General features: G+C 72.6%; 17 protein-coding genes. 8 read left to right on the forward strand and 9 right to left on the reverse strand.

Going from position 1 to position 18,359, the window contains the following annotated elements:
* Positions 1-119 precede the first annotated feature (119 nt).
* A complete protein-coding gene (locus P8R59_RS02525) occupies positions 120-3,656 on the reverse strand; it encodes a TM0106 family RecB-like putative nuclease (protein WP_278102577.1) in 3,537 nt (1,178 codons plus the stop codon).
* A 118-nt stretch (positions 3,657-3,774) separates the two neighbouring features.
* Here P8R59_RS02525 and P8R59_RS02530 point away from each other — a divergent pair, with 118 nt between their 5' ends.
* Both P8R59_RS02530 and P8R59_RS02535 read left to right on the forward strand, forming a co-directional pair.
* Positions 3,775-4,278, forward strand: a complete 504-nt coding sequence (locus P8R59_RS02530; protein WP_278102578.1) for a hypothetical protein — start codon at positions 3,775-3,777, stop codon at positions 4,276-4,278.
* Positions 4,279-4,339: 61 nt separating this feature from the next.
* Complete coding sequence (locus P8R59_RS02535; protein WP_278102579.1) at positions 4,340-6,400, forward strand: NAD(+) synthase; 2,061 nt, start codon at positions 4,340-4,342, stop codon at positions 6,398-6,400.
* 2 nt (positions 6,401-6,402) lie between these two features.
* On the opposite strand, the gene P8R59_RS02540 is transcribed toward P8R59_RS02535, so the two are convergent.
* Entirely contained in the window at positions 6,403-6,900 is a 498-nt protein-coding gene (locus tag P8R59_RS02540) for a DUF427 domain-containing protein (protein WP_278102580.1), read from the reverse strand.
* Positions 6,901-7,013: 113 nt separating this feature from the next.
* On the opposite strand from P8R59_RS02540, the gene P8R59_RS02545 reads away from it, so the two are divergent.
* The 4 genes from P8R59_RS02545 (at position 7,014) to P8R59_RS02560 (ending at position 9,036) form a co-directional block, all read left to right on the forward strand.
* A complete protein-coding gene (locus P8R59_RS02545; protein ID WP_077052421.1) occupies positions 7,014-7,211 on the forward strand; it encodes a hypothetical protein in 198 nt (65 codons plus the stop codon).
* The gene (locus P8R59_RS02550; RefSeq protein WP_160897446.1) at positions 7,208-7,357 is read left to right on the forward strand and encodes a hypothetical protein; all 150 of its coding nucleotides are present in this window, start codon (positions 7,208-7,210) and stop codon (positions 7,355-7,357) included. Before P8R59_RS02545 ends, P8R59_RS02550 begins: the two co-directional genes overlap by 4 nt.
* A gap of 70 nt (positions 7,358-7,427) precedes the next feature.
* The gene (locus tag P8R59_RS02555; RefSeq protein WP_278102581.1) at positions 7,428-8,372 is read left to right on the forward strand and encodes an aldo/keto reductase; all 945 of its coding nucleotides are present in this window, start codon (positions 7,428-7,430) and stop codon (positions 8,370-8,372) included.
* Between the two features lie 106 nt (positions 8,373-8,478).
* Positions 8,479-9,036, forward strand: coding sequence for a nucleoside phosphorylase (locus P8R59_RS02560; RefSeq protein WP_278102582.1), 558 nt, complete (start codon positions 8,479-8,481; stop codon positions 9,034-9,036).
* A 33-nt stretch (positions 9,037-9,069) separates the two neighbouring features.
* On the opposite strand, the gene P8R59_RS02565 is transcribed toward P8R59_RS02560, so the two are convergent.
* The 7 genes from P8R59_RS02565 to P8R59_RS02595 all read right to left on the reverse strand — a co-directional run bounded on the left by P8R59_RS02565 (position 9,070) and on the right by P8R59_RS02595 (position 16,082).
* On the reverse strand, positions 9,070-10,557 hold the full coding sequence (locus P8R59_RS02565; protein WP_278102583.1) for an MFS transporter: 1,488 nt from the start codon (positions 10,555-10,557) through the stop codon (positions 9,070-9,072).
* 119 nt (positions 10,558-10,676) lie between these two features.
* Positions 10,677-10,859 (reverse strand): hypothetical protein, encoded by a 183-nt coding sequence (locus P8R59_RS02570; protein WP_278102584.1) that lies wholly within the window; start codon positions 10,857-10,859, stop codon positions 10,677-10,679.
* 9 nt (positions 10,860-10,868) lie between these two features.
* The gene (locus P8R59_RS02575) at positions 10,869-13,940 is read right to left on the reverse strand and encodes an AAA family ATPase (RefSeq protein ID WP_278102585.1); all 3,072 of its coding nucleotides are present in this window, start codon (positions 13,938-13,940) and stop codon (positions 10,869-10,871) included.
* Entirely contained in the window at positions 13,937-15,091 is a 1,155-nt protein-coding gene (locus tag P8R59_RS02580) for an exonuclease SbcCD subunit D (protein WP_278102586.1), read from the reverse strand. Before P8R59_RS02580 ends, P8R59_RS02575 begins: the two co-directional genes overlap by 4 nt.
* A 78-nt stretch (positions 15,092-15,169) precedes the next feature.
* Positions 15,170-15,487: a hypothetical protein gene (locus tag P8R59_RS02585; protein ID WP_278102587.1), complete on the reverse strand. Its 318-nt coding sequence runs from the start codon at positions 15,485-15,487 to the stop codon at positions 15,170-15,172.
* Position 15,488: 1 nt separating this feature from the next.
* Entirely contained in the window at positions 15,489-15,698 is a 210-nt protein-coding gene (locus P8R59_RS02590; RefSeq protein WP_077052428.1) for a hypothetical protein, read from the reverse strand.
* Positions 15,699-15,788: 90 nt separating this feature from the next.
* A complete protein-coding gene (locus tag P8R59_RS02595) occupies positions 15,789-16,082 on the reverse strand; it encodes a GNAT family N-acetyltransferase (RefSeq protein ID WP_278102588.1) in 294 nt (97 codons plus the stop codon).
* Positions 16,083-16,513: 431 nt separating this feature from the next.
* Between P8R59_RS02595 and P8R59_RS02600 the strand changes: the two genes are divergently transcribed.
* On the forward strand, positions 16,514-17,275 hold the full coding sequence (locus P8R59_RS02600; RefSeq protein WP_077052430.1) for a winged helix-turn-helix domain-containing protein: 762 nt from the start codon (positions 16,514-16,516) through the stop codon (positions 17,273-17,275).
* 50 nt (positions 17,276-17,325) lie between these two features.
* On the forward strand, positions 17,326-18,315 hold the full coding sequence (locus P8R59_RS02605; RefSeq protein ID WP_278102589.1) for a DNA-3-methyladenine glycosylase family protein: 990 nt from the start codon (positions 17,326-17,328) through the stop codon (positions 18,313-18,315).
* Positions 18,316-18,359: the final 44 nt, after the last annotated feature.

The following is an 18,359-nucleotide window of genomic DNA, read 5'->3' on the forward strand; positions in this document are numbered from 1 at the left end:
TACGCGGGGCGGTCGAGCGCGCGCGGGAGCAACCGGCGCGGAAGCGACCGGCGCGGAAGCGACCGGCGCGGGACTCGCCGTGCGCGGGTCGCGCTGTCGGCGAGGAGCGTCTCGCGGCGTCAGCCGTCGGCACCGACCAAGCGAGCGAAGGCGCTCAGACGCGCGACGCCCTCGGGCGTGCGGGGCAGGTCGTCGAGCAGGGCGGGCGAGAACAGGACGAACGCCGCCTGCATCGCCCGCGAGATCGCGACGTTGATGCGGTTGCGCAGAAGCAGGAACTCCAGTCCTCGCGGAGCCTCGCGTCCGGAGGACGCCGCGAGAGTGAGGATCGCGACCACAGCTTCCTTGCCCTGGAACCGGTCGACCGTGCCCACCGGCACGTCGGCGAAACCTGCCGCCGCGAGAGCCTCTTCCACCTCGACCTGCTGCGCGTTGTACGGCGTGATCACGATGATGTCGTCGGCGCGCAGCGGCCGCGGCGGATGGACCACGGCGGCATCGCCGACACCGCCGTCGGCACCCGTCCACTCGCGACCGACGAGGTCGGTGACGAGGGCGACGACGGCCGCCGCCTCCTCGGGCGAGGATGTCGCATTGCCGTGGTGCCGGACCGGAACCGCACGGAGCCCGGGCTCGACACCGGCGAGGGACCGCAGCGCCGTGGACGGGTGTGCGGCGAGACGCCCCTCGTAGGAGAGACGCGACACCGGTGCCGCGACCGCCGGGTGCATGCGGCGCGTCCGCGCGAGGAAGTACCCGAACTCGGGCGGCACCACCTCGGCGCCGTCGACGACCCACCCGAGAGCCGAAGTGTCCACCGGCTCGGGATGGGTGCCCTGGCTGACTTGCGGCAGCTGCTGAGGGTCGCCGAGAAGCAGCAGGCGCGGTGACGCGAGCGAAACGGCGATCGTGGATGCCAGCGAGAACTGCCCCGCCTCGTCGATCACGAGGAGGTCGAGACTGCCGCGCGGGATGCGCCCCTCGTGGCTGAAGTCCCACGCCGTCCCCCCGACGACGAAGCCGTGCGCGGCGTTCTCGGCGGCGAAGGCGGGGACGCCGTTCTTCGGCAGCACGGTGAACGAGTGCTCCGCGCCCGGGTCTTTCGGGGCCTTGCCGACCCTGCCCGCGGGGACGCCCGCGGAGATGACCTGGTCGAGCATGTGCTCGACGGTCGCGTGGGACTGCGCCACGACCCCGACGCGGTAACCGCGTTCGGCCACCAACCGGGCGATGACGTGCGACCCGACGTAGGTCTTGCCGGTTCCGGGGGGTCCCTGCACGGCGAGGTAGCTGCGGTCGAGGTCGGCGACGCTCCGCGCGATCGCGGAGACCTCGTCGTCTCCGGCGCCCCCGTGGATCGAGGTCACCGGCGTCAGAGCACCGGAACGGGTCCGCGGCGGCCGGCGGCGGAGGATGTCGGCCGCAGGTCCCTCCGGGAGGGCGGGGGCCGCGGCCAGAACGGCATCCGCCCACGCGTCGATCGCCTTCTGCTGGTTTCCGGCGCGCGGCGGGGCGGGCGGCGTGAGAGCGAGCGGAAGGGTGTCCCAGGTCACCCCGTCGACGGCCACCTCCTCGATCATGGCGCCGTCGTCGAGGACCTCCCGTACCGTCACCCGCCGGGCCCCGTGGATCCACCGGGGCCGGACCTCGAGCGGGAACGGCGCCGGCAGGTCGTAGACGGCGAACGGTTCGGCATCCACCGACAGCCGACTGCCGGGGGCGACCTCGCCCCGCACCTCGACGAGGCGCCGCTCGGCGCCACGACCCGACTCCGAAATGTGCCAGTCGGCGACGACCCGCGAGCGAGCGGCATCGACGACGATCACGTCGCGGGTGTCCTCCCAGATCGAGACCGGCTCGCGCAGGCGGAGGAAGTGGGTCGCCCAGTACGTCTTCTCTTCGCGCGGGTAGTAGTCGATCGCGGCGGCGGCAAGGCGCAGGGCCGTCGCGTCGGGTTCGGCGGCGTCGGCCGCCCAGCGTTGCAGCTCCGTCGCGCGCAGCGACGGCTCGTACGCCTGCTCGTCCGGTTCGGCCCCGCGCGCGGGCATCGCCCCGCCCTCGCGCGCCCGCTCGACGAGCCAGTCGCGCAGGCGGCGGGTGGAGACGCAGTCGTAACGGTTGTAGTCGGCCAGGTCGTCGAGCACCCGCTGGGCGGCTTCGGCCTCGCCGTCGGCGGCGAGCGCGCGGGCTTCGACGTACTTCACGATGGAGTCGTCGCCGCGCTGCACGTCGCTGGTGCGCACCTCGTCGCCCATGTACAACGGCTCGAGCTTCTTGATCGAGTACGAGCGCGACCCCACCCGCAGCGCGCGGCGCACGACCGGGTACAGGTCGACGAAGACGCCGTCGCGCAGCAGCCGGTCGACGTCGGCCTCGCGCACGCCGTAGCGAGCCGCCATTGTCAGCAGGTGCGTGGGTTCGTACGGCGCGTAGTGGTAGATGTGCATGCCGGGGAACTGCTCGCGGCGCACGGCCACCATGTCGAGGAAGCGCTCGAGCGCCACCCGTTCCTCGGCGAACGTGTGCGCCCACAGCGCTCCGTAGCGTTCGCGGGTGTCGACCCAGCCGAACAGGTATTCGATGCCCCACTGCTCCCGGTCGCCCTCGGTGTACAGCGGGTCGCCCTCGAAGTCGAAGAACAGGTCGCCGTGGTCGGGGCGGGGCAGCACACCGAGGGCTTTGGGCGCCACGACCTCGAACGTCGGCACGACGTGGTCGCCCTCCGAACCGTCGCCGGCCGGGCTCTCGAGCTGCAGGCGCGCCTGCGTCCGGAGCGAGACGAAGGTGTCGACGCTCATGCCGGCGGGCGGGGCGGGTGCGGACGCCAGCGCGTCGATCGTGTCGACGCCCGCAGCCCGCAGGCGGTCGCGCTGGACGGGCCGCATGCCGGCGACGAGCAGCAGGTCGCGGTGGGCGACGACCTCGATCTCGCAGGTCGGGCAGCGTCCGCACGCGAGAACGGCGAGCTCGCCCCGCGGGTCGCCCCAGGGGATCACCGGCCCCGCCGTTCCGAGCGACACCCGCCGGTCGGCGATCAGGGCGCGCAGCCGCGCCCGACGGAGGGCGAAGACGGGCAGGAGGTCGTCGACCCGGTGCGTGCTCGTGCCGCCGTCGCCGAGGAGCAACTGCACCTCGTCGGACCGCACGACACCGAGGCGGTCGAGCTGGTCGACATAGGCCGCGAGCTGCATGAGCGCGGTCACGCGGGCGCGGCGGGCGAGCTTGGTGTCCTGCACGATCCACGGGCGCGGGCCACCGTCGCCCGCGTCGGGTTCGCGGATCAGGAAGTCGGCGAAGCCCACGAACTCGTCGGTCGAGAAAGCGGCCTGGTACACCACCTCGGCCGTCGGGTCGGCGAGGGCCTCACCGGTGAGCCGCACGGCGTCGGCGAGCGCCGCGGCGTCGGAGGAGCGCGCCGCGGGGATCTCGCGGACGGCGGCACCGAATCGTCGTCGGTAGTCGTCGAGGACGCGCAGCTCGTGCGCGGTACCGAGGGCCGCGGCGCGTTCGAGCGTGGCATCCTCGGGGTCGGGCACGGCCTCGATGCGGCCGATCTTCGCGTCGATCGCCCGCAGCCAGGCGAACTCGCACTCCGCCGCCGCTTTGAGGTCGCTGGCGCTCCAGACGATCCGGGCGTCCTGCTCGATGTACCGCATGATGGTCAACGCTAACCGGGGCCGCCGACATCGCCGGTCGCACTGTCCACACCTCGTTGATCCGGAGACCGCCGGACGTTCACCGTCGGCTCGTAGTGTCCGACGCATGGGGGCTGGGATGAGACTTCGGGCTGCGACGGCGATCGTCGGGGGGATCCTGATGCTGGGCGGGTGCAGCGGCGGCTCTGTGCAGCCGGACGCGGCGCCGACGGCGAACGACGCGGCGGTGAAGGCGACGACGCTGTCGATCCTCTGCGCCACGCGCGCCTATCAGCAGGAGTTCGTCCATTTCGCGCAGGAGGAGATCACGACAGAGACCCTTCCGAAGCTGCAGACCATGGCGAACGACGGAGCCGACCTGTTCCGCCGCAGCGCTTCGGCGTTCCGCGATTCCGGGACCCCGTGGCCCGAGGACGTGCGCCCCGATGTCGAGACGGTCGCGGCGTACTACGACCAGGGCGCCACCCTGTTCGAGCACCTCGGCGACGCGCACGACGCCTCCTCGCTCTCGGTCGTGTTCCAGGAGTTCCAGCAGCTGCCCGACGCCACCGACGCCATCGGACGCGTGGGTGCGGCGGCGGGGATCAGCACGGACCTCGCCGGGGAGTGCGACTCGCGCTGACGCTCCCCCGTCCGCCCGTGCCGTCCGCCACGGTGTCGGGGACACCTGACAGACTGGTCGCGTGATCACCGAGCTGCCGTTCGAAAACGTCTACCGGCACGGGTTCGCGCGTGTGGCCGCGTGCACGATCCCCGTCGCGATCGCCGACCCCGCCACCAACGCCGAGGCCGTGCTCTCGTCCGCGCGCGAGTGCGACGCCGACGGCGTCGCGGTGGCCGTCTTCCCCGAACTGTGCCTGTCGGGGTACGCCATCGACGATCTGGTGATGCAGGATCCCCTGCTGGATGCCGTCGAAGCGGCCGTCGCGCGGATCGTCGCGGCATCCGCCGACCTCCTGCCGGTCCTCCTGGTCGGGGCCCCTCTCCGCCACGGCAATCGGCTCTACAACTGCGCCGTGGTGGTGCACCGCGGTCGCATCCTCGGCGTGGCCCCCAAGTCCTATCTGCCCACCTACCGCGAGTTCTACGAGCAGCGCTGGTACGCCCGGGGCGACGACCAGGTCGGTCAGCACATCGTCGTGGCGGGCGACACGGTGCCCTTCGGCCCGGATCTGCTGTTCGACGCCGCCGACGTGCCGGGTCTCACCGTGCACGCCGAGGTGTGCGAGGACGTGTGGGTACCGATCCCCCCGTCGTCCCCCGCGGCGCTGGCCGGAGCGACGGTGCTCGCCAACCTCTCGGGCAGCCCCATCACGATCGGACGCGCCGACGACCGTAATCTGCTGTCGCAGTCCCAGTCGATGCGCTGCCTCGCGGCGTACGCCTACGCCGCCGCCGGTCCGGGCGAGTCGACCAACGACGTGTCGTGGGACGGCCAGACGATGATCTACGAGGGCGGCCAGCTGCTGGCCACGACCGAGCGTTTTCCCGACGGCCCGCGCCGGAGCGTCGCCGACGTCGACCTCGACCGTCTGCGGCAGGACCGGCTGCGCCAGGGCACGTTCGACGACAACCGCCGCACGTCCGGGACACCTTTCCGCACGGTGTCGTTCGAGCTGGCGCCGCCGACCGGCGACCTGGGCCTCCGGCGCTCGCTGGATCGATTCCCGTTCGTCCCCGACGATCCCGCGCGCCTCGCGCAGGACTGCTACGAAGCGTTCAACATCCAGGTCTCGGGCCTCGTCCAGCGCCTGGAGGCGATCGGTGCTCCGCGGCCCGTGCTCGGTGTGAGCGGGGGGCTCGACTCCACCCACGCGCTCCTGGTCATCGCGCAGGCGATGGACCGGATGGGCCGCCCGCGCAGCGACATCCTGACGTACACGCTGCCCGGGTTCGCGACGAGCGAGAAGACCAAGCGCAACGCGATCGCGTTGGCCGAGGCGGTCGGCGCGACGATCGAGGAGATCGACATCCGGCCCGCGGCATCCGAGATGCTCTCCCGGATGGGGCACCCGTTCGCGGCGGGTGAACCCGTGCACGACGTCACCTTCGAGAACGTCCAGGCGGGGCTGCGCACCGACTACCTGTTCCGGCTGGCGAACCAGAAGAACGGGATCGTGATCGGCACGGGCGACCTGTCCGAGATCGCGCTCGGCTGGTCGACGTACGGCGTGGGCGATCAGATGAGCCACTACTCGGTGAACCCGGGCGTGCCCAAGACCCTCATCCAGCACCTGATCCGCTGGGTCATCTCGGCCGGGGAGCTCAGCGCCGCGACCGTCGAGGTGCTGCAGGCGGTGCTCGACACCGAGATCAGTCCCGAGCTCGTGCCCGCCGGCCAGGACGGCAGGATCCAGTCGACCGAGGACCGCATCGGCCCCTACAACCTGCACGATTTCACGCTGTACCACGTGCTGCGTTTCGGCTTCCGGCCCTCGAAGATCGCCTTCCTCGCCGCGAAGGCGTGGGAGGACCCGGATGCCGGCGCCTGGCCCCCGGGCTACCCGGAGGGGGCGCGGCCGTCCTACGACCTGCCCACGGTCGCCCGGTGGATGGAGGTGTTCCTCCAGCGCTTCTTCGGCTTCGCGCAGTTCAAGCGCAGCGCGATCCCGAACGGGCCGAAGGTCTCCCCCGCCGGGTCCCTGTCACCCCGTGGCGACTGGCGCGCGCCGTCGGACGGCAACGCGCGCGCGTGGCTCGCCGAGCTGCGAGCCGCCGTGCCGCAGGCGTTCGACGGCGCCTGACCTCACCAGCCCATCGAGCCGGGCACGCCCTTGAACGGCCCCGCGAGGTCGCTCGTCACCCAGCCCCCGTAGAAGCCGCCCGGCTGCGGCTCGACGGTCTCGCCGGCGACGACGCACCGATCCATCGACGCCGCGTACACGGCGACCCGGTCGGCGAGGACCTCGTATCCGGGCATCGGGCTCGGATAGTTCCACGCGGCCCGTTCGGCGACCGCCCCCTGCCCACCGTGGACGTCGAAGTACCGCGCACCGCCCTTGAACTCGCAGAACGAGGCTCCCTGACCCGGCGTGAGCGCCTCCCCGAACGCCGCGATGGGCAGGTAATAGACCGGCGGATGGCTCGTTTCGAGCACCCGCACCACGTCGTCGGTGTCGGCGATGCGGACGCCGCCGAAATCGATCTGCACCCGCGTGCGCACCCGTTCCACCCGCGGCGGACGCGGGTAGTCCCACACGGATTCCTGGCCGGGACGGACGGGGTCGGGTACGGGGCGCGCCATGGGTCCACGGTACGCCGCGGCGACCGGCCCGGGGTCGGATCGACCCCGCTCGGACCGGCGGGTGGCACGGGAGCGCGCGGCGGTTCGATACCCTGGAGCGAGGAGGGGCACGAGTGAGCGGCGAACACGGCACCGGAATCAGTCGGCGGTACCGCGTCTACCAAGTGGGCGGGATCGTTCTCGGCGTGCTGTTCCTCGGGCTCGGCATCGCCGCGCTCCTCGCGGGCGGCGGCCCCGTGATCGCCGCCATCGCCGGAATCGGGGGCCTCGCCGTGATCATCGTGTCGATCGTGATGATGGTGCGCTCATGACCGCCCCCGACGACGGCGGCCAGGGCGAGAAGCCCCGCAAGTACCCGCGCGGCCAGGTCGTGATCTGGATCGCCGTCTCGGCGGTGGGACTGTGGCTGCTGGGCAGCGGACTCATCGGCATCCTGTCCGGCGGCTCCGGAAACTGACGCCCGCCGGGAATTCCCGTCGATCGGGGTCGTTGTCCTGAAGGCATCGATCACCGAACGAAAGGGCATCATGACGCGCATCGGACAGAGCGACCTCGACATCCGACCCCTCTCCCTGGGCGGCAACGTCTTCGGCTGGACCGCCGACCGGGACACCTCGTTCGCCGTCCTGGATGCCTTCCACGCCGGCGGCGGCGACTTCATCGACACGGCCGACGGCTACAGCGCGTGGGCGCCCGGCAACTCCGGCGGCGAGAGCGAGACGATCATCGGCGAGTGGCTCGCGAGCCGCAAGCCGGAGAACGTCGTCGTCGCCACGAAGGTCAGCACGCACCCCGACTTCCGCGGCCTGTCCGCCGCGAACGTGCGCGCGGCGGCCGAGGCGTCGCTGGGCCGGCTCGGCGTGGACGCGATCGACCTGTACTACGCCCACTTCGACGACCCCGAGACGCCGCTCGAGGAGACCGTCGGCGCGTTCGCCGACCTCGTCTCCGACGGGCTCGTGCGCTACGTCGCCGTCTCGAACTACAGCGCGGACCGCATCCGCGAGTGGATCTCGCTCGCCGAGGCCGCCGGCGCCGACCTCCCCGTCGCCGTGCAGCCGCACTACAACCTCGTGCACCGCACCGCCGTCGAGACCGAGATCGTGCCCGTCGCCGAGCAGTACGGCTTCTCTCTCGTGCCCTACTACGCGCTGGCCAGCGGATTCCTCACCGGCAAGTACCGGACGACGGATGCCGCGGGCGATTCGCCCCGCGCGGGCGGTGCCGCGAAGCTCGCGACGCCTGCCGGACTCGCGGTCATCGACGCGCTCGAAGAGATCGGTCGTGCCCACGGCGCGTCGATCGCGAGCACCGCGTTGGCGTGGCTGAAGGCGCAGCCGACCGTGGTCGCTCCGCTGGCCAGCGCGTCGCGCCCCGAGCAGGTGCCCGACCTTCTGGCGAGCATCTCGCTCGACCTGTCGGCCGACGAGCTGGCGCGTCTGGACGACGTGTCCGCCGCCGCCCAGGGCTGAGCCCGCGCCGGGCCGCGCGGCGACGCGGCCCGGCGGTCGCACCGGGCTCCGCGGTCGCGCGCGCCGAGCGGTCCGCCGCGGCCGCGCGGTCGGCCAGAATGGTGGGGTGAAGCTCCTCGTCGCCGCCCACGCGTCCGAATTCGTCGCCTTCGAACCCGACATCCCCGGTTTCGACCGACTGCTGACCGGCGTCGGCAAGATCCCCGCCGCGTACGCCCTGACCCGCGCGCTGTGCGAGGGCACCTACGACGAGATCGTGGTCGTGGGCACCGCGGGCGCCATCGACCCCGACCTCGAAGGCGGCATCTACGACATCTCCGCCACGATCCAGCACGACGTGAAGGGCCTCGACGGCACCTTCGGTCAGCACGTCTGGCTGCCCGCGCGGGTCGACATCGCCCCCGAGGGCGTCGTGATCGCGACCGGCGATCACTTCGTCGACGACGCCGACGCCGTCGCCCTCATCCGCGGACTCGACGCGCGCATGGTCGACATGGAGTCCTACGCGCTCGCGTGGGTCGCGCAGCAGTTCGACGTCCCGATCCGCATCCTGCGCGCCGTCTCGGACCGCGCCCAGGACGGCGCGACCGAGTTGTGGGACGACGTCGTCGAGCGGTGCAGCCACGAGCTCCGCGCGAAGATCCGCGAGCTCTACGGCGTGTGACCGGCGCTCCCGGGGCACGCCCGGCGGCCACCGCTACGGCGTCTGCGACCCGTGGCGGGCGCGACCGGCGAGGTCGGCGACACCGACGATGAGCGCGAGCCCGAGGAAGACGCCGACGGCGATCATCCCGCTGGCGTAGGCGTCGTGGAACACCGTGAGCTCTTCGCGGTCGCCCTGCTCGCGGTACACCGTGGCGTAGAAGAGGGCCAGCGCGATGGCCGTCCCCACCGCCGTTCCGACACGCTGCCCCAGTTGGCCGATCGACCCGGCGACCCCGCCGCGGGAGACGGGGATGTCCGCGAGGGTGAGCGTCTGATTCGGGGAGACGACCAGTCCCCCGGCGAGACCGCCCACGGCCATGACCGCGGCCATCGCCCACGGCGTCCATTCCGGCGGGGTGACGACGGCGACGAGCACGAGGGCCCCCGCGGCGACGACCATCCCGAGGATGCCGCCCACCACGAGCGGGCGTCCGAGCCGGGTCACCAGGGTGCCGCCGATCCAGGCGCTGCCGGCCGAGGCCACCGCGAACCCGATCGTCACCATGCCGGCGAACACCGGGGGAAGCCCGAGGCCGCCCTGCAGGTACAGCGTGCCGAGGAGGAACATGGCCGGCACCGCCGCGAAGTAGGCGGTCGAGATCAGCACACCGTTGCGGTACGAGCCGAGCCCGAAGATCGCGAACGGCATCAGCGGCATCCGCCCGCGGTCGGCGTAGCGGCGCTCCCAGAAGACGAACGCGGCGGCGAACACCGCGGAGGCCACCAGCAGCCACCAGCGACGAGGGTCGTCGTCGGGCGACCCGGTCGTGAAGAGGAACGGCCACATCAGGGCGACGATCGTCAGCCCGAAGAGCACGACGCCGATCGGATCGAGGTCGAGCGCGCGGTGCGACTTCGTCCGGGTGCTCGGGAGCAGCCACGCCGCCAGGACGATCACGATCGCGACGAGGGGGATGTTGATCCAGAAGATGAGCCGCCAGCCGTCGGTCTGACCGCCGAGGGCGATCAGGAGTCCCCCGAGAGTCGGACCGAACGCCGTCGCGATGCCGATCGTCGCCCCGAACAGGCCGAACGCGCGACCGCGCTCCTTGCCCTGGAAGAGCTGCTGCACGAGTCCGAGCACCTGGGGCATCTGGATGCCGGCGGCCACTCCCTGCAGGAGACGGGCGGTCAGGAGCACCGCGGTGTTGGGCGCGAGTGCGCACGCCAGACTGGTGAGGAGGAACAGCGACAGTCCGACCAGGAACAGCACCCGTCGCGACCGCAGGTCGCCCAACCGACCCGCCGGCACCAGCACCAGACCGAAGGTCAGGATGTAGCCCGACACCACGAGCTGCAGCTCCGTGGGTCCCGCGTTCAACGCCGATTCGATCGACGGCAGCGCGACGTTGACCTTCGTGAGATCGAGGATGGTGAGGGCCGCGACCGAGACGGCGATCCAGTACGCACGCCAGCGGTGGCGCGGGGAGAGCTGGATGTCGCGCGTAGGCGGGTGGGGGGACGTGCGTTCTTCAGGCATCGCGCTCACGCTACTCGCGGGCGACGACGCCGCGGGCGGGCTTGCGCCATCGCGCGGTCGGGGTCGCGGGCGGACGTCGCCGTGCGTCGGGCCGGTCCCGCCCGGACTTCTGCGGAGCGTCAGTCCGCGTCGCGCCGGGCGAACACCGCGCGCAGCACCAGGAACACGACGACCGCCACCACCGCGATGAGCACCAGCCGGAAGACGAACCCGATGAACCACAGGAGCACGTTGACGATCAGCCCCGCGATGATCACCGCCGCGATCACGCCGAGAACGGTCCAGAGGGTGCTCGTACGCATGATCCCAGCCTAGGCGGGCGCTGCGACCGTCGCGGAGTCCTGACGGATCACGCTCGGACCGCGAGGGGTCGCCGTCACCCGCACCTGGGCCGGCAGCTGATCCTTCATCGACGCGACGTGGCTGATGACGCCGACCGTACGGCCGCCCTGGCGCAGCTCGTCGAGCGTTCGCATCGCGAGGTCGAGGGTCTCGTCGTCGAGGGAGCCGAAGCCCTCGTCGATGAACAGGGTGTCGAGCCGGATGCCACCCGCCCGCGCCGTCACGACCTCGGCCAGCCCGAGCGCGAGGGCGAGGGACGCGAGGAACGTTTCGCCGCCCGACAGCGACTGGGGCGGTCGGCATTGGCCGGTGAAGGCGTCCATGATCTCGAGTCCCAGACCGCTCGCGGCTCCCCGCGCGGCCAACGCGTCGGTGTGCTGCAGCCGGTAGCGACCGGCGGACATGTGGTCGAGACGGAGGTTCGCGGCATCCACGATCTCTTCCAGCTCGGCCGCGAGGACGAAGGTCTCGAGGGTCATCCGGCGGGTGTTCGGGGCACGGCCGGCCATCGTGTCGGCCAGGCGCGCGACGACCGCATGCGCCTCGGACAGTCGCGCGACCGAGGAACTGCCCGCATCGACCCGCTGGGCGAGATCGCGCACGCGCGTCGCCACCGCGGAGGCAGCGGCGTGAGCGGCGGCGGCGGACTCCACGGCGGAGCGGGCGTCGCGCACCCCCGCAGCCGCCGGGGCGAAGTCGATGGGCTCGTCGGGCGCCCCGACGAGGACGAGTTCGAGTTCGAGAAGTCGACGGCGGACGGCGGCGAGCGCGGCCTCGTGCTCGCCGACCGCGGATTCCAGGCGGCGGCGGGCGGCGGGGTCGCGAAGGGCGGTGCGCACGTCGTCCTCGTGGGCGAAGGCGCTCTCGCCCCGCAGCCCGTCGAAGGTCGCGCGCGCATCCGCGGCGGCACGGGTGCGCGTCTCGTGCTCGATCCGCGCGGCGATCACCGCTCGGACGGCGTCTCTGCGCGCCCGGAGGTCGCGGCGACGCGCCCGCACGCTGTCGAACGTGCCGCGTGCGTCCTCGACGGCCGCGCGCAGCGCCTCGGCGCGCTGAAGGTGCAGCGCGAGATCCTGGCGGGCCACGGCGAGCTCGTGCGCCCACCGCTCACTCTCGATCGAGTCCGCCTTCTCGCGGTCGAGGAGCTCGGCGCGCGCGGCGGCCAGGCGGTCGAACTCGGCCACGTCGGCCTCTGCCTGGGCGAGCGTCTCGCCGACGCGGTCGTGTCGCTCGCGAAGCGCGGTCACCGATTCTCCTCCGGCCCGGGCGGCGGCGAGCGCGTGGGCGTCACGGGCGACCCGCGAAGCGTCGGATGCCAGCCGGTCGAGCTCGGTCGCGGCGTTCTTGCGGTCTTCGGCGGCCGAGACCTCGGCGTCGGTGACGGGTTCGCCGGCGCCCACCGCGGGCGCCGGATGCTCGCGCGATCCGCAGACGGCGCACGGTTCGCCGTCCACGAGGGCGTGTGCGAGTTCGGCTGCGGCCCCGGCGAGCCGGCGCCGCAGGAGGGAGCTCCAGGCCTCGACGGCGAGACGCAGTTCGTCGGCGCGCACGAGGGCGGCGAGATCGGCGATGTCCCGCTCTTCGGCGAGCTTCTCGGCGTCCAGCGCCGCGTCGATCCGGCGGGCGACCTCGGTCCGTTCGGCCGCGGCGACGTCGCGACGGGAGGCGGCATCGGTCAGAGCGGCGATTCGCTGATCGAGGGCGGCGAGCGCGGCCGGCACCCCGTCGCGCCGCGTGCGGACCTCGTCGGCGGACCGCTCGGCACGCTCGACGTCCGCTCGACGCCTCGCGACGTCGGCCTCGATCGTCGCCCACTCGTCCTCGAGGGCGAGCGCCTCGTCGACGCGCGCGATCACCGTCGTGAGCTCGTCGTCGCGGATGGTGAGGTCGGCCGCCGCGTCGAGTCCGACCTCGCCGAGGTCGGCCGCAGCCCGGACCGCGGCGTCGACAGCGGCACGTGCGGGCTCGACCGCGCGCCGTGTGCGGTCGAGCGCGTCGACCGACGCCCGCAGGACCTCCGCGGCCGCCGCGGCCGCCGACTCCGCCCGCAGGACCGCGACGCGGTCGGCGTCCGACTCGAGGGCCGCGAGGTGCTGCCGCGCCGTCTGCCGCTCGACCTGACGCTCGTGCATCGACGCCGCCTCGCGCTCCGCGGCGAGCGCGGCATCGAGCGCACCCTTCGCCGCCTCCCGCTCGTGCGCGGCTGCCTCGACGCGATACTGCAACCGCTCGACGGCGCGGATGAGACGTGCGAGCCGTTCGTCGATCGTCAGCGTCGCGCGCCCTGGGCCCCCGGACTCCGCCACGTCTTCGCGCACGTCGGATCCGCCCACGGCATCGGCCTCCGGCCCGACCTCGCGGGCCGCATCGACCTCGGCCACCATGCGCTCCGCCTCGTCCAGCAGCGTCGACACCTCGGTGCCCTCCGCGGCCAGCCGCTCGGCCGCGCGCTTGCGCCGATCGTCGAGGGCCGTCGCGTACTGCTCGAACGAACGGGTGCCGAAGAGGGTGCGCAGCAGCGCCTGCCGTTCGTCGTTCTTGGCGAGAAGGAACCGGGCGAACCGGTTCTGAGCGAGCAGGATCACCTGCAGGAACTGCTGCTGGGTGAGCCCGAGGATTCCGTCCAGCTGCGCCGCCACGTCGACCGGTCTCGCTGCGACACCCGTCCAGCCCTCGGGCTCGAGCACCTCGAGAGCGGCCCGGTGGGGCTCCTTCGTGGTTCCCGCTCCGTTGCGCTTGGGACGCTCGTACTCGGGCGAGCGCGTGACGCGCCACCGGCGCCCCTCGGCGCTGAACTCGACCGTCACGCTCGTGGGGTCGTCGAGTCCGCAGTGATCGCTGCGCAGACGCCGCTCGGCTCCGTCGTAGCGGGGAACACCCCCGTAGAGGCCGTAGCAGACGCCGTCGAGGACGCTCGACTTCCCGGCGCCCGTGCGGCCCGTGATGAGGAAGATCCCGTCGTCGGCGAAGGCGTCGAAGTCGACGACCTGACGTTCGAGGAACGGCCCGAAGCCCTCGAGTTCGAGGCGATGCAGCTTCACGACCGCGCCTCCGTCACGGCGCGCGCGTCGAGCACCTCTCGAATGAGCTCGCGCTCGGCGTCGGAGGCCCCTTCGCCCTCGCGTACGTGCGTGAGGAACGCGTCGATGATCTCGGTCTCGTCGCGGGCGGCGCGCACACGTCGGGCGTAGCCGAGGCCGTCGTCCTTCCGCGCCTCGGCCGGGGTGTGGGCGACCGTCGCGCACCAGGGGAACCGGGCCTGCAACCGGCGCATCGGATCGATCTGCGGTGTGGAGTCGGTGTACTCGGCCCGCACCCACTGGTCGACGTGCGCGTCGAACGCGGGATCGCCGAGCAGGTCGTCGAACGATGCCCGGAGGGTGACCAGCGGCCGCGGCACGGGCAGATCGAGCCACTGGACGGATGCCAGGCCCGTGGCATCCAGATCGATGAGCCACGACCCTCTCGGTTTGCCGGCCTCACCGAAGCTGTAGTGCACGGGCGCCCCGGCGTAGCGCACGCGGTCGGAGAGCTGCTGGCGCCCGTGGATGTGCCCGAGCGCGACGTAGTCGGGGCCGTCGAAGACCGGGAGCGGCACGTTGTCGAGCCCGCCCTGGCGGATCTCGCGCTCCACGCCGGGCGTTGCCTCGACACCGGCGGCGAAGCAGTGCGCGATCGCGACCGACCTGCCGCCGCGCGCCGCCAGGTCGCGGCGCACGAGGTCCATGGCGTGGCCGATGGTCTGCGCCTGGCTGCGGAGTTCGACACCCTCCCACAGGTGGCGCACGATCGCGGGCTCGAGGTAGGGGATGCCGTAGAAGTGGACGGGACCGTGCGCATCGTCGATCGTCACCGGGGAACCGACGGCGAGCGGATCGGTGACGACCGTGATCTCTTCGCGCAGGAGGGCCGACTGGAAACCCAGCCGGGCTGCGGAATCGTGGTTGCCCGAGGTCACGATGACGCGTGCGCCCGCGTCGGCGAGCGCCGCGAGCGTGCCCGTCAGAAGCGGGTAGCAGGCCGCCGACGGAGCCGCGGAGTCGAATACGTCGCCCGCGACGATCACGACGTCGACGGCGTGCACGCGCACCTGCTCGACGAGCGCACCGAGCACGTCGGCCAGGGCGTCGAGCGTCGAGTGGCCGTGGAACGACCGCCCGATGTGCCAGTCGGAGGTGTGCAGGATCCGCATGTTCACACGGTACGTCGGGCCTCCGACATCGACGCTCAGCCGGGGCGCGGGTCGCGCACGCCGAGGCGTCCGGCGCCGTCAGCCGGCGGAGACCTCGGCCGCGAGAGCACGGATGCGGTCGTCACCCAGGTCGAGGCCCACGTCGGAGAAGCGCTGACGGAGCACGTCGGCGATGCGCTCTTCGGACGCGTCGCCGACATCGGCGCGCGTCTGCACGACGACGCCGGCGATGCGCGCCTCGTCGTCGGTGGGGTGCGTGTCCATCGCGGGTGCGGACTGCTCGCCCGGTCGCGTCGTCTTGCCCTCGGGGTGCACGGCGCCGCCGACGGAATCCGCCGGCGAGGCCCCGCCCTCGGGGCCGTCGGACGGCTGGGGGCTGCGGGAGTGGTCGGTCATGTCAGTCCTCCGTGCTCATGTCGGGGTCGATGCCCTGACTGGCGGCATCGCCTTCGATCGGGTCCGAGGGCTCGGCGTCGTTCAGACGCGGCGACCCCTTCGCCCGCTCGTTCTGCTCGGCGGTCTCGCCGTCGGCGACATCGCCGCTCACCCAGCCGCCGGGAGGGTTCGCATCGATGACGCCCTCGGGAAGGTCGCGGTCGTCGGTCATGGCATCCCCTTTCGACGCTCCCAGCTTCGTCGCCGAGGAGCCCCCGCGGCCGGGGGTTGACGCTTCAGGGAGGCCCGGGTACCGGGTCGCTCAGCTTCGGGCGCGGAGGAGGCCCGCACGCTCGGGGTGAGCGTCGAACCACTCGCCCACGTACCAGCACACGGGGAGGATCTCGCGGTCTCCCGCCTGCTCGATGGCGTCGACCGCCCGCTCCACGACCACGGCGGCGTACCCCCGTCCGCGGAACGTCGGAATGGTGAACGCGCGCGTGAGCGCGATCGTGCGGCCGTCGTCGCGATAGTCGAGGACGGACACCAGATCATCGCCGTCGTGCAGGGTGTAGCGCGAGGCGGCACGATCGTCGGCGAAACGCAGGTCGGTCATGCACCTCACGGTACGCCGCTTCTCGGGAACGGGCGCTGAGAACGCAATGTGCACGGTCCGCGGGCGCTCGCACGTCGAGAACAGAGCAGAATGCCACATCCTCGCCGGTCACGATTTGACGCGATCCGCCATGGTGGGTCATAATCAGCCGCATGACTCTCAACGCGCTTGCTCTGTCCGCCCGGGAGGCGAACGGAACTGCCGGCATCATGATGCCCGGCCGCGTTGTCATGTGTTGTCGAATGTGCCGCTAACAGCGACCCTCGCCCCGACGACCCCGCGCTTCTGAACGCCGGCGTCGTCGCCCGGTCGTCCGCCTTCCGCGTCGATCACGCGTACCCGGACACCGCGCTCCGGCCCCTCGGCCACACACCTCCCGCTGAACCCCGCTCCCTCGACGCCCGGGTTCACCACTGAAGGACACTTCCCTCATGTCGATCTCCGCCGTTCTCGACCGCCCCGCCACCACCGCCACTTCCGCCACCGCGGTCCGCCCGCAGCCCGCGCGTCGCGTCGTCGCCGCGCGGCCCGCCGCTCCGGCCGCCGCCCCCGCGACCCCCACCCCCGCGGCACGGGCCGCACTGCCCGCCGGGACCGCTCCCCGCGGCTTCGCCCTCTACGTCGGCATCGACGAGGCCAAGGCCGCCGAAGCCGGCGTCAGCCTCGGCACCCTCGTCGAGGCGCTGCGCCGCACCCTCGGCGAGCTCGCGCCCGCCGCCGAGACCTACGCGACGGTCGCACTCGCCCCGGCCGGTGCCGGCGGTCGCGACGTCGACGTGGTACGGCTCGCCCTCCACGAACCCTCCGCCGTCGCCCGCACCAAGGAGGAACCGGCCGAAGAGGACCGCGCTCCCCGCGGCGTCGTCGTCGACATCTCGCGCAAGCGCGTCCTCATCGACGGCGAGTCCGCCGCCTTCACCTTCAAGGAGTTCGAGCTGCTGCAGTACCTCGTGCTCCGCGAGGGCCGCACGATCGAGCGCACCGAGCTTGTCTCGTCGCTGTGGGAGGGCGCGACCGATGACGAAGCGCCCGGTGAGCGCACGATCGACGTGCACGTGCGGCGTCTGCGCGCGAAGCTCGGCGCGTACGAGGACATCGTCCGCACCGTGCGGGGGGTCGGCTACCGGTTCGATCGGCACGCCGACGTGTCCATCCGCTACGGCCACGGCACGCCCTCGCCCGACCGCTTCTGAGCAGCCGCCCCGCTGAGCGTCATGTCGGCGGGGCGACGTAGGGTGTCGGCATGAGATCGACGCGGGTGCACGTGCGACCGTCGTCGCGCGACCCGCGACCGCCGGTCGCCGAGCCCCTCCAGACGGAGTACCGCCCGCCTCAGCCCGTCGACGTCGAGGCCACGGTCGGCGCGCAACGCCACGGACGCAACGACCCGACGTTCCTGGCGTCGGGCGCGCTGCGCACCGGGGGTGTGATCTGGCGCGCGAGTCGCACCCCGACGGGCGTCGCGACGCTCGCGCTCCGCCGCACCGCCGACGGCACGGTCCGTGCCGCGGCGTGGGGTCCGGGCGCCGAGTGGGCGGTGGACCAGCTGCCCGCGCTGTGCGGCGCGCTCGACGAGCCCGACGGTTTCGACGCGTCGCGGCATCCGTCGGTCGCCGAGTGGCATCGACGGCACCCCGACCTCCGCATCGGTCGAACCGACCTCGTGTTCGATGCGCTGGTGAGCGCGGTCATGGAGCAGAAGGTCACGAGCCTCCAGGCGTTCTCCGCGTGGCGCACCATCGTCACCTGGTACGGCGAGCGCGCCCCCGGTCCGACGCCGCGCCCGATGTTCGCCCCGCCGGACGTGGAGGGCTGGCGGCACGTACCGTCCTGGGCCTGGCATCGCGCGGGACTCGAACCGCCGCAGTCGCGCACGATCGTCGAGGCCGCGCGCCGGGGCGCCTCGGTCGAACGGGCAGCGCTCGACGCCGCAGACGGCGAAGCCCGCGACCGGGTGTTCATCAGCCTGCGCGGGGTCGGCGTCTGGACAAGCGCCGAGACGCGCATCCGGGCGTTCGGGGATCCGGATGCCGTGAGCATCGGCGACTACCACCTGGCTCACCAGGTCGGCTACGCCCTGACGGGGCACCGCACCGACGACGACGGCATGCTCGAACTCCTCGAGCCCTTCGCCGGGCACCGCCAGCGCGTCATCCGTCTCATCTACGCGGGAGCCGGACTGGAACCGCGGCGCGGCCCACGGCTCGCCCCCGAAGACCACCGCGACCGGTGACGACCACGACCGGTCGCGCGGGGCATCGGAGGCGGCACGCGCCT

The sequence above is a fragment of the Microbacterium proteolyticum genome (assembly GCF_029639405.1).
In the GTDB taxonomy this organism is placed as follows: domain Bacteria; phylum Actinomycetota; class Actinomycetes; order Actinomycetales; family Microbacteriaceae; genus Microbacterium.